At 29.4% G+C, this 11779-nt stretch carries 8 protein-coding genes; all 8 read right to left on the bottom strand.

The window, feature by feature from the left end; all coding sequences use genetic code 11:
- Nucleotides 1–34: 34 nt before the first annotated feature.
- The 8 genes from ACEWL1_RS08245 to ACEWL1_RS08210 all read right to left on the bottom strand — a co-directional run bounded on the left by ACEWL1_RS08245 (nt 35) and on the right by ACEWL1_RS08210 (nt 11778).
- A complete protein-coding gene (locus ACEWL1_RS08245) occupies nt 35–541 on the bottom strand; it encodes an OmpH family outer membrane protein (protein ID WP_409232822.1) in 507 nt (168 codons plus the stop codon).
- A 51-nt stretch (nt 542–592) separates the two neighbouring features.
- Nucleotides 593–1525, bottom strand: a complete 933-nt coding sequence (gene miaA, locus ACEWL1_RS08240; protein WP_409232821.1) for a tRNA (adenosine(37)-N6)-dimethylallyltransferase MiaA — start codon at nt 1523–1525, stop codon at nt 593–595.
- On the bottom strand, nt 1526–2347 hold the full coding sequence (locus ACEWL1_RS08235) for an ion transporter (protein WP_409232820.1): 822 nt from the start codon (nt 2345–2347) through the stop codon (nt 1526–1528).
- A 102-nt stretch (nt 2348–2449) separates the two neighbouring features.
- Entirely contained in the window at nt 2450–6454 is a 4005-nt protein-coding gene (locus ACEWL1_RS08230) for a caspase family protein (protein WP_409232819.1), read from the bottom strand.
- Between the two features lie 8 nt (nt 6455–6462).
- A complete protein-coding gene (locus ACEWL1_RS08225; RefSeq protein WP_409232818.1) occupies nt 6463–7929 on the bottom strand; it encodes a C1 family peptidase in 1467 nt (488 codons plus the stop codon).
- Between the two features lie 124 nt (nt 7930–8053).
- Nucleotides 8054–10012, bottom strand: a complete 1959-nt coding sequence (locus ACEWL1_RS08220; RefSeq protein WP_409232817.1) for a DUF3857 domain-containing protein — start codon at nt 10010–10012, stop codon at nt 8054–8056.
- A 3-nt stretch (nt 10013–10015) separates the two neighbouring features.
- Nucleotides 10016–11095 (bottom strand): 3'-5' exonuclease, encoded by a 1080-nt coding sequence (locus tag ACEWL1_RS08215; protein ID WP_409232816.1) that lies wholly within the window; start codon nt 11093–11095, stop codon nt 10016–10018.
- A 23-nt stretch (nt 11096–11118) separates the two neighbouring features.
- Nucleotides 11119–11778 carry a YggS family pyridoxal phosphate-dependent enzyme gene (locus ACEWL1_RS08210; protein WP_409232815.1) on the bottom strand — a complete coding sequence of 220 codons (660 nt, stop codon included), beginning with the start codon at nt 11776–11778 and terminating at the stop codon, nt 11119–11121.
- Nucleotide 11779 lies beyond the last annotated feature (1 nt).

Here is an 11779-nt window from a genome sequence, read left to right as displayed (position 1 = left end):
CTTGTGCTGGTTTTTTTCGAATTGTACAAAGCGTTTATTCTTTAATTCCTAATTTGGCTAAAACCAATTTAGTTATGTCATGATTGGTGTCTAAATACGCAAAGTTATTTCCTGATACGGTTAAAATTTGTGTGTATCCTTTTTCTTTTGCAATTCCTTCAATAATTTCATTTACTTTTTGATACAATGGACGCATAAAGTCGTTTCTTCTTAATTGCATCATGGTAGTTCCATTTTTTTGGAACTGAGAAATTTCTTGTTTTAGTTTTGAAATTTCTGTAAATTTTGTTTTTTTATCAGTTTCTGATAAGTTTTTTATATTATCGTTAAAAACTTTTACAGCTGCATCATGTTCTGCAACTTTTGTTTTATTAATTGAGTCAAGTCTAGCCCCATATTTACTAATACGTTCTTGCACAGTTTTTAATTGTGGTAATTTTGCTATAATAAATTCTCTATCAACAGTTCCAACTTTAGTTTGTGCTGTTGTAGCAAAGCAAACAAAAAAAGTTGCAATGATTAATGTAATTTTAGTTTTCATTTTTATAAGTTTTTGGCAAATATAAGAAAGCGAGTGCTTTTACCTAATTTATTAAGAGTTTTTATCTGCTTTAACGTCTTTTTCTAACCAATTAAGGATTGATGTTACTTCTGTTTTATAATCAAACCAAGCTATGTTAGTATCCTTTTTAAACCATGTTATTTGCCTTTTGGCAAAACGCCTGGTATTCTTTTTTATCTCTTCAATAGCAAATTCTTTAGATATTGCTCCGTCAAAAAAAGAAAATAATTCTCTGTACCCAACGGTTTGCAATGCATTTAAGTTTTTATTTGGATAGAGTTTTTTTGCTTCTTCTAACAATCCGTTAGCAACCATAAGAGCTACTCGACGGTTAATTCTATCATAAATAATTTCTCTTTCTGCAGTTAAACCAATTTTTATCGATGTAAAATCTCTAGGAGTTTTTGGTTTATTTTTAAAACTCGAATACGTTTTTCCTGAACCAATACATATTTCTAAGGCTCTAATCACTCTGTGCGGATTATCTATTGCTATAGTTTGGTAGGTTTCTAAATCTAACTCTTTTAGTTGTTGCTGTAAACTTTCTATTCCGTTTTGTAGCAAATTTTGATTTAATTGTTCTCTAATTGATGGATCTACATCCGGAAATTCATCTAAACCATTGATTACAGCATCAACATATAAACCGCTTCCGCCAACCATAATGACAACATTGTTTTTTAAAAAAAGTTCTGATAATTTTTTGAGCGCATCACGTTCGAACTCACCAACATTGTAAGCATCAAAAATACTTCGATCTTGTATAAAGTGATGTTTTGCGGCGTTTAATTCTTCTTTAATTGGAGCAGCAGTTCCAATAGTCATTTCTTTATAAAACTGACGAGAATCACAGGAAATTATCTCTGCATTAAAGTAATTTGCCAATTGAATGCTTAAAGCAGTTTTTCCAATAGCAGTTGGACCGACAATGGTAATTAAGTAGTTGTTTTTTTGCGAAGACATTTAGAAAATTTTACTTCCGCAATTATAGCAAAACTCAGCCTTGTCTTTATGTTTATCGGCTAAACAGTTTGGACACGATTGTGTATTGGTGTTTATGCTATCCATTTTAGTCATTTCTGAACTTACAATTCCTGTTGGGATGGCAATAATTCCGTATCCTAGAATCATAATAACACTAGCAATTAATTGTCCTAATGGAGTTTGAGGTGCAATATCTCCAAAACCAACAGTGGTTAATGTTACAATAGCCCAATACACACTTGTAGGAATACTTGTAAATCCGTTTTCTTCTCCTTCAATCATGTACATTACAGTTCCTAAAATGGTACAAACAATAATAATAAAAAATATAAAAACGGCAATTTTTGCTTTACTTGCTCTTAAAGCAATTAACAATTTATTTGATGCCCCAATATATCTTGCCAATTTTAAGATTCTAAAAATTCTTAACAAACGCAATGCTCTTAAAGCAACCAAGCTGTGAGAACCAACAAGTACAAAAGATAAGTATTTAGGGAGTGTAGATAGTAAATCTATAATTCCGTAAAAACTAAAAACATATTTTAATGGTTTTTTTATTGAAACCAATCGTAAAATATATTCAATTGTAAATAAAATGGTGATTATCCATTCAGAGATATTTAAAATATCATGATATTTAGTATCTATACTAGCAACACTTTCGAGCATTACCAATAAAACACTTGTAATTATAACAATAAGTAGTATAAGGTCAAAAATTTTACCTGCTTTTGTGTCTGCTTCATAAATAATTTCATGAAGTCGGTGTTTCCAAAAAGTTGTTGGTTTTTGATCTTTCAAGGTTAAAATATTTTGTGCTAATTTACTATAAATTCTAATTTATAAAGAAAAAAGCACTAGTTTAATGTTCAACTAGTGCTTTTAGATATTTTTAAAATTTAGTTATTGCTTTTTTATAAAAATAAAATCACCACCTTCATCTCCGATTCCGTATATAGTTCCGTATTGTGGAGTATTTGGGCTGTTGTTCATTACTGGCTCTTCTATTTTATCAAATAATTGTCGCGCAGATAAATAATTACTGGTATTAGTTTCTAATCTATTTAGTAAGTATTTTAAGAACATACTTTTATTTGGAACCGTTTTTAATGTTCCACTTGTAATGGCTTTTCTACTTGTTAATTCGAATTTCTTTTGAATAGATTTTGGCGATTTTTCAAAAGAACGTGTTTTAAAAATGCTACCACTAAAACAAGCATCAGAAATTAATAAAGTGTGTTTAGATCTAATCGATTTTAAGAAATCTACCACTTGTGAGTTGCTGATTAAATTTAGCTCATATTCCATATCTGCATCCGAAGGCAACCAATGCCCAATCTGACTAACTTCATCATAAACACCATGACCCGCATAGAAAACTAACAAATTGTCTTTATTGGTAACTTTCTTTTTTAACTTGCTAAATTCTTTAATGATGTCATTTTCAGTCGGACTCTTATTTAGGATAACTACATTTTCTCTTTTAAAGCTGTATTTGTTGATCAAAACATTTCCTAAGTCTTGCGCATCTTTTGTTGGCAAACCACCCAAATCTGTAATGGCTCCGTCACCATAATCACTAACACCAATTAAGAGCGCATAATATTCACCAAACCCTTTATTATCATTATTGTTGTTATTAACAATAATTACATCGTCTTTAACATCGACTACATCTGGAGATTTTCTTTTAATTGTAAATGTTTTAGTTGATGATGCCTGTTTTAAATCAGTAGCTTTTACAATTAAGTCATTTGTACCAATTTTTAATGGAACGTTTGCTGTAAAAGTTCCGTCTTCTTTGACAGATGCATCTACACCGTTAATTGTAATTTCATAAATGCCATCTTTATCTGTAGCTTTTCCACGAACTAAAATCTTTTTAGTTTTTACAATTTTAAATCCACGTTGTACAATCGGTTCTATAATTACAACTTCTGGAGGTGTATTAAAACTAGAAGAAGGATAGGTAACATTTAAATAATCGATAGATATTTCTTGTTTATTATAAACGCTAAACCCAATATAATCTCCAAAAAACTTAGAATATGGTGCTTCATTTACATACTGATCGTTGATGTAAATTCTTAATAAATTATTGGTTTTTACAATTTTTATTTTATTTGGTTGATATGCTTGGGTATTTAAAGCAGCAGTTTCTGTCCAAGGAATTAATTTATTAGAAACATCGTTTTCTAACTTTCTAAACAAATAACTACCTCCTTTAGATAAAAATAAATCGAACTCGTTTGTGTTATTTTGACGCCCAAAAACAAAAGCAATAGAACCGTCAGAAGAACTTGTAAGCCTTGTTAGTGATGTTTCTATAATAAAGTCTCGACTCGTATCTATTCCCACCTTTTTACTGATAAATGCTCCACCTTTTTCATTGTTGCTTTTAAGGTATAATTTACCATTGTTAATTCTACTTTTTACATTAGTGTCATCAGATAAATTCCAACCATTTGTATTGCTTGCAAAACTTTCGTTTAATGGAACTGTCAACGTGTTTGATGTAACAACAGTATTCTTTGATTTTTTCAGATATTTTATGGTAATATTATCTACGCCAATTTTTTGCTTGTTAAAAACCACATATCCTAATCGGTGTCCAAAAAAGGCTTCAAAATCAGATTGAGCCACAAAAGTATTATTGACATAAAATTTGTATTGATCACTTTCTTTTCTAATCTTTAGCGTATTCAATGCTCCATTTCCGGTTTTTACAGCAGACGATTTTGTAAACTTTTTAATCAACTCTTCTTTGTCGTCAACAACACGGGCAATTTTATAGTAACCGTTTCCTGTGATGTAAAAGCGAAAACTATTTTTTCCTTCTTTTCCCCATTGAAAACCATATGAAATGTTATTAACTCCACTAATTTTTTTAATTGCAGTTGTAATCTCAAAATCTCTAGAAGTATCTATAGTTTTAGGAATATTTACTGCCCAACCACCATTTTCTTTTAAATGTTCAAAATTATAATAGCTGTTTGAAACACTCATTATTGTAGTTCCACTTGAGTTAGTTGTAGGCCAGTTATTATTGTTATTTGTAAAATAATCTGTCAATACATTTTCTCCGTTAGCAACAACTACGTTATCATTTTTATCATTTTGATTTATATATTTTATGTTTAAATCTTCTATTGCAATCTTTTGTTTGTTGTATACAACAAAACCAAAACGGTTTCCCATAAAAGGTTTGTGAGTGTATAGCGTTAAATACATATTGTTAACATAAAACTTTATAAAACCTCTTTCTTTCTTTATTTTTAAAGTATTATAGGCATTATTTCCAGTTTTTATATAAGAAGATTTTGTCCAATCTTTAATTGCTGTAAATTTACCATCAATATACTGGTCAATAGAATAAGAACCGTTAGCAGTTATGGTAAAAACAAATTGATTATTACCATCTTTTCTTCCAAAAACAAAACCATACCCATTATTGCTGATTCCATCAATTTTTAAAATTCTAGATTCAATTTCAAAATCTTTATTGGTATCGATGTCAACTACTTTGGTACTAGACCAACCACCAGATGTTCGTTTATGATCAAAATAATATTTGCCATTACTAACCTCTAATTTTGCACTAGAATCAGAAGATTCTGCCCAACTATTTTTATTTGAAGAAAAATCATCATTTAAAATTATACTACTGCTGGTTGTTGTTGTGGTAGTTATGTTGTCTTTGACAGTAACATTGCTTTGATTGATGTATTTTATTTTCAAATCATTTACAGCAATCTTTTGATCATTATAAACAATAAAACCAAAACGATTTCCTGCAAAAGGTTTATGAGTGTATAATGTGAGATATCGATCGTTTACATAAAACTTAATAAAACCTCTTTCTTTTTTGATTTTTAAGGTATTGTAAGCATAATCACCAGTTTTGATATGTGCAGATTTTGTCCATTCTTTTAATGCAATATATTTTCCGTCTTTATATTGATCAATCGAGTAAGAACCATCTGCTGTGATTGTAAAAACAAATTGATTGTTTCCATCTTTTCTCCCAAAAACAAATCCGAAGCCATTGTTTTTAATCCCGCTAATTTTTAAAAATTGAGCTTCAATTTCAAAATCTTTATTGTCATCAATATCAACAACTTTTGTACTAGACCAACCACCAGAGGTTCTTTTGTGTTCAAAATAGTACCTGTTGTTTTTTACTTCTAAAACGGCATCACTTGTTGATGATTCTGCCCAATTGTTTTTATTTGAGGAAAAATTATCCTCTAAAATTATACTCCCATTTGTTGTGGTAGTGTTGGTTACAACAGTGCTTCCACTTAATTGTGTAGCTTTTATATAATCTATCGCAATTTTTTGTTTGTCGAAAATATAAATGCCTAATCTATTGCCTGTAAAAGCGTTGTAGTCTTTACTCTCTAAAAATTGGTCATTTATATAAAAGGATATAGTACGGCCAACCTTTTTTACTTTAAATTTATTGGTTGCATAAGTTCCTGTATTTATTGCGCTAGAAGTTTTCCAACCTTTATAGTTAACATATTCATCATTTCTCTTATCAGAAACTCTGTATTGATCATTACTCAAATAAAAATGAAAGGTATTTTTATCATCTTTATTACCAAACATAAAACCAAAAGCATGGTTTTCGTTATCAAAAGAAATTCTTTCTATAGATGTTTCAAGCTCAAAATCGCCATTTAAATTAATTTTAAGCTCTGGAGTTCTTACATTCCAATTTTTATCTTTTCTTTTATGTTCAAAATAATATTTTCCGTTTTTAACTATTAATTCTCGGGTAGTATTATTTCCTTCTGGCCAACCATTTGTACTAGAATACGTTTCGTTATAAATTACTTGTTGTGCCGAGACAATAAAAGTAAATGTTAGAAAGAAGAAAGCTAAGAATACGTGTTTAGTTTTCATAATATTTTTTATTGGTGATTCATTTCTATAAAGATAGGTACAACTTTAGCAGTACTATTTGAAGATTTAGTTGTAAAAGCAATTTTATTACTATCAAATTTAATGTCAGATCCTTTATATATTTTAGATTGCAGTGCTTTTTTAACTCTAGAAACAAAATCTCCAGAACCATATCTTGTAGTACTTACAATTTTATCAATATCTAATTTTTCTTTGCTATATAAAACACAAAGTACATCTCTACCTGGTTTTTCGTCAAACTCAATAAAATAGTCTTCGTTAGGCAATGCAATTTCGCTATTTATGTAGCTAAAATAATCGCTAAATTTTTCAAATGGATATAATTTACTAACAGATTTATCAGCAGAACCATATCCAATTAAATAGACATAACCTTTTTGTTTGCTTTTTAAGTAAATTCTAAACTGAGTTCCAGAACCATAACTTTTAGCAATGCTATAAGTTGTTTCTGATGCTTTTACAACATTAAAATTTCTTGAAGCTCCTTTTGCTAAAATAGGAGTCATGTTTTCACCGTTGCTTAACTTTAAAGTAAGTTCTCCTGCTAAAGTAGTTTCATTATTGGTTACCACCACGTCATCATTATCATCTGGAGAAACAATAACTTTAGGTTTTGGACTTTTATCAACTAAAACATAGGCTGTTTTTGTGTTCTTTTTAAAATCATCATACCGCACCCAAATATATCCGTTGTTTCCCCAGTTTGTTCCCCAAGAATTTAACAACTCAAAAGAACCTCCATACTTATCATCATCATAACCAATAACAACCATTGCATGTCCGCCAGGTTTACTCGTATGAATTCCATTCCAAGCTCCCTTAGCTTTAAAAAAAGTAGAAGAAACTTGCATACCAATAACAACAGGATTTTTATTCGCGATTGCTTTTTTTACTTTTCCAACTAAATTAGAAGGGTTGTCCCATTTTGCTAATCTTTCGTAAGTTAAAATTGTGTTTTGTTTTGCTTTTTGTAAACCGTATGTAGACGGACTTTTTACACAGTTTGTTTGATCGTAAGTGAAATCTTTTAATGCTAATACACCGTATGTATTTAATAATTTCATTGCGTCAGCAATATATGATCCACGTTTACAATCATTATCTCCTTTAAATTTAATTAAGTTGTATACAAATGCAGGAGAAAATGTGTTTTGGTTGATTTTTGTAGTATTATTTGCCCAGCCATTTTTTATTGCATTTGCAATGGTTCTTGCTCCATAACCACTTGCCCAACCAACACATGATGGTTGACGGCCTTGATTACCAGGAGTAGGAGAGTATGCCTTTATACTATAACTTCTTGGAACAGAGGTTACACTTCTTGTAATTAGAGGAACCGTTTCTGTAACATTTTCGTATTTTTCTTTGCTAAACTCTAATCCTGTAACAAATTCTTGTGCATAGAATGTTGTACTTAGTAGCGTTAAAAACACAATTAGTGAAAACTTTTTCATGATGTTTGTTTTTAGGTTATTCTACAAAAATAAGGGATATGAGCAGAAAAAACAATACGCATTTTTTCGTATATTCTATAAAAATAACAAAAAAGTTTAACTCTTTAAATAAACTAGAAAAAGATTATTTGATTTTGGCTAAAGTAATCATAGTAGATTGAGCTTTAACAATTTGATGAAAGAACTCTTTTAAAGCAAAATATTCTTGATTTGTATATGCAACTTTGTTGAGTTGAAATTTATAAAAGATGGTAATTTTAGCATTTAGTTTCTTTATATTAAAAATAAAACTACCACCATTATTGGGTAAAGAAAAAGCTCTGCTTTTTGGCAATTCTCCAATAGAATAATTCTCTGGTAAATGAATACTTGCTCTATAAATGTAGTTTCTTTTATAACCAAAATTAACAGGGTATAAGCGCTCTGTTAGTTTAAATGGGTTCGTTTGTGCTTTCTCATGAAAAAAGGGATTGAGATATATTTTATCTTGTAAACCCTCATTGATTGCCTCAAAATTAAAGTTAAAAGTTTGTGTAATTTGATTGCTATTTCTTTCCAATCCAGAAACCTTATAGTCATTTACTTCTAAGCTATTGTTAGCTTCATATTTCTCCAAATAATTTTCTTGACTAGTAGAATTTAATTCAGACTTTAAATTATAGGCGTCATAACCAGAATTAAAGACTCTTAACAAACCTTTTATTTCTCCATCTTCTGAAATAGTTACACTGAGGTTTATTTTTTCATTTGATTCAAATTTAGGAGCTAACGATTTCCAATAGCTTCCCTTTTTAAAATCCATTACACGAACATCGCCATTTAATGTAGAAAATGGAGTAAGACCAAAAGTTAATTGTTTGTTAGTTGCATCTAGAAAATATTCTTCTTCATCTATTTTTAAGAGAACAATTACATAATTAAAATCTGTAATTACAGGATATATTTTAGTTGGTAAACCATTGCTTCTGGTAGACAATAACGCAATTTTGACATCTAAATCTGCTGCTTTTAAAGCATTAAACAAAGAAATGTTTATGTCTGCAAGTGTACCAACTTTATCATTAAAAGATTTTTTTGTGTCAATTTTACTATACGAAAAACTTTTACCATTGTTTGTATAATGGTTCTGTATAAAATAATAAATGTTTTTTGCTTTTTCTAAGGTATTCTTTTCGGAAATTAATTCTTGTGGTAAATTCTTTTTAAAGAAATTAGATTTTCTTAATTCTGAACCAAAATAATCTCCAGATTTAAATCTTTTATCTGTTGATTTCCATGTATCTGTATATCTTATTTTACTTCCACTTGCTGATGTAAAGGATTCTAATTCAAATGTAACTCTAGAAATAAAATTCTTCTTACTAGTCATATATCCTTCTTCTTTAAAAGCAGGTATGTGGTTCATTCCCAATGATAAAACCGTACATCCGCCTTGAGTTAGTCCAGGAATATTTACACATCTTTTAATTACCGAAGGATTATTTTTATCTAACTTTAAAAAACCTCTTAAACCCACATTGTACATGTAATTTCCTAAGATTGCCGATTCATATTCGCTTTTAACTTTAGGAATGTCAGATTGAAAATACCAATCTTCTAACCCTTGAAAATAAGGAGTTGTATAGGTATAAGAATATTCTATTACAGAACCTACCTTAATGTCTGGTAAGGTAAATGTTAAGGTGGTCCAATTTTCAGTTTCTTTATTTTTAAAAATATCTTTTTCTAATACATGTTTTTTTTGGATGGAGTTTGCAACTATATTATAAGTAATCGCTTTGATATTGTCTACAGATTCATTTTTATAAAAAGGAATTTGAACTATCCCTTTGTCAAAACCTTCTTTTTTTAGTATTTTGATTCTGTAATAATAGTTGGTACTTAAATTGTGGTCTTTTGCTGGATTCATAAATGTATTTCCTTGCTCGTACAATACAACAGCAACTGCTGTAGAATCTTTGTCGTAAACGGTCATTTTTAATTCCTCTAAAGTAGCCTGTCCCATTTTTACTGACTTAGATCTTTGAGAAAAAGAAAAAGTCGTGATTAATAAAAAAACAATCAATAAAAAAACTTTTTTCATAGTCTAGTAACGTATTATTTTTAAAACAGATTTATTTTTTAAATAATTTTTGATAATAGTTTTGGCCAAACTTTTATTTAAAATAGGTGTGAGCATTTCTTTTAAAATACTCATTTGATTTTCTTGAAAAGCCAAATTGGTAAAACAGTATCCTAAAACTTCATTATTTTCTATAACAATTATCGAGCTTTCATCTATAGTTCTTCCTTTATCAACCAATAACATATTATCGCTATTAAAACCTTCGGATAAAATTCTTTTTTTACTTCTCAAATTATATTTCGGTTTGTTAGCATCTAATTCTAAAAAATATTTTAAACTGGTTAGTAGCATATTTCCAGTAAGTTCATAACTTATTGACGCAGTTTTTTCTTGAATTTTTACGCTTCGTTTTGTTGTTTTTATAAACTGATTTATAAGATCGCTTTTTATATTATTTCCTTTGCCCATAAAAATAATTTCTCCATCATCTTTATGTAAATAATAGACCCCCATAATTGTTGGAACTTCTTCGACCAAACTAGTTAGTTTTTCTGCAGTTTTCTTACAATCAAAATGTTTTATTGTGCTTTTTATGATGGTCTTATCAATATCTTTATCTAATAATAATTTAAAAAGTTGAATGGTAGCTAAGGCATCACCTGAAGCTCTATGTCTATCGCTCATCGGAATTCCGAGCGATTTACATAACTTGCCTAAACTGTAAGAAGGTTTGTCTGGAATCAATTTTCTGCTTAATTCAACTGTACACAACGTATCTCTTTTAAACAGATATCCTAAACGTTTGTATTCTGTCTTTAAAATACGATAATCAAAACTTGAGTTGTGAGCAACAATAATACAATCTTCAGTAATTTCTAAGATTCGTTTTGCTACTTCGTGAAATTTTGGAGCATTTCGCAGCATTTTATTATTGATTCCTGTAAGTTGAACCACAAAAGGCTGAATGTCTTTTTCTGGATTTACGAGCGTAATAAGTTGATCTACAACTGTATGTCCGTCGAACTTATAGATTGCAATTTCAGTAATTCCTTCTTCGTTAAATTTTCCTCCGGTAGTTTCAATATCTAAAATTGCGTACAAACTCTTTTTCTTTTTTAGTAAAACTAAGCAATATAATTTCGAGCACCAAAAATAGCACTTCCAACTCTAACCATATTACTGCCATTTTTTATTGCCAATTGATAATCTCCACTCATTCCCATCGATAAAACTCTAAGTGTAGAATGCTGTAATTTAAGTACATCAAAAAAGTTTTTTAATGCAGAAAACTCTGTTATTAGTTGTTCTTGATTGTCTGTAAATGTTGCCATTCCCATTAAACCAACAATTTTAATATTTTTTAATTCTGATATTTCCTCAGATGAAATAATTTCTTCAATATCTGAAAAAGACAATCCAAACTTCGTGTCTTCTTTTGCAATTTTTGCCTGCAATAAACAGTTGATAATTCGATTGTGTTTTTTTGCTTGCTTGTTTATTTCTTTCAAAGTTTTAAAACTATCTACACCGTGAATTAAATCAACAAAATGCGCCATGTATTTTACTTTATTTCGCTGTAAATGTCCAATCATATGCCATTGAATATCTTTTGGCAATTCATCATATTTAGTGGCCATTTCTTGAATTTTATTTTCGCCAAAAACACGCTGTCCAGCATTGTATGCTTCTAAAATAGCTGAGTTTGGTTTGGTTTTAGAAACCGCAACTAAAGTTACATAGTCTGGTAAGTTTTCTTTAATTTGATGTAGGTTTTTAGCAATCATA

It is taken from the genome of Polaribacter gochangensis, assembly GCF_046224025.1.
GTDB classification, from domain to species: domain Bacteria; phylum Bacteroidota; class Bacteroidia; order Flavobacteriales; family Flavobacteriaceae; genus Polaribacter; species Polaribacter gochangensis.
Note: the sequence above shows the minus strand (reverse complement) of the source record. Positions and strands in the feature narration are given on the sequence as shown.

What these genes read in the sequence shown, in the direction of transcription:
- ACEWL1_RS08245 (WP_409232822.1), bottom strand. Translation starts at nt 541, where the DNA reads ATGAAAACTAAAATTACATTAATCATTGCAACTTTTTTTGTTTGCTTT.
- miaA (WP_409232821.1), bottom strand. Translation starts at nt 1,525, where the DNA reads ATGTCTTCGCAAAAAAACAACTACTTAATTACCATTGTCGGTCCAACT.
- ACEWL1_RS08230 (WP_409232819.1), bottom strand. Translation starts at nt 6,454, where the DNA reads ATGAAAACTAAACACGTATTCTTAGCTTTCTTCTTTCTAACATTTACT.
- ACEWL1_RS08225 (WP_409232818.1), bottom strand. Translation starts at nt 7,929, where the DNA reads ATGAAAAAGTTTTCACTAATTGTGTTTTTAACGCTACTAAGTACAACA.
- ACEWL1_RS08220 (WP_409232817.1), bottom strand. Translation starts at nt 10,012, where the DNA reads ATGAAAAAAGTTTTTTTATTGATTGTTTTTTTATTAATCACGACTTTT.
- ACEWL1_RS08210 (WP_409232815.1), bottom strand. Translation starts at nt 11,778, where the DNA reads ATGATTGCTAAAAACCTACATCAAATTAAAGAAAACTTACCAGACTAT.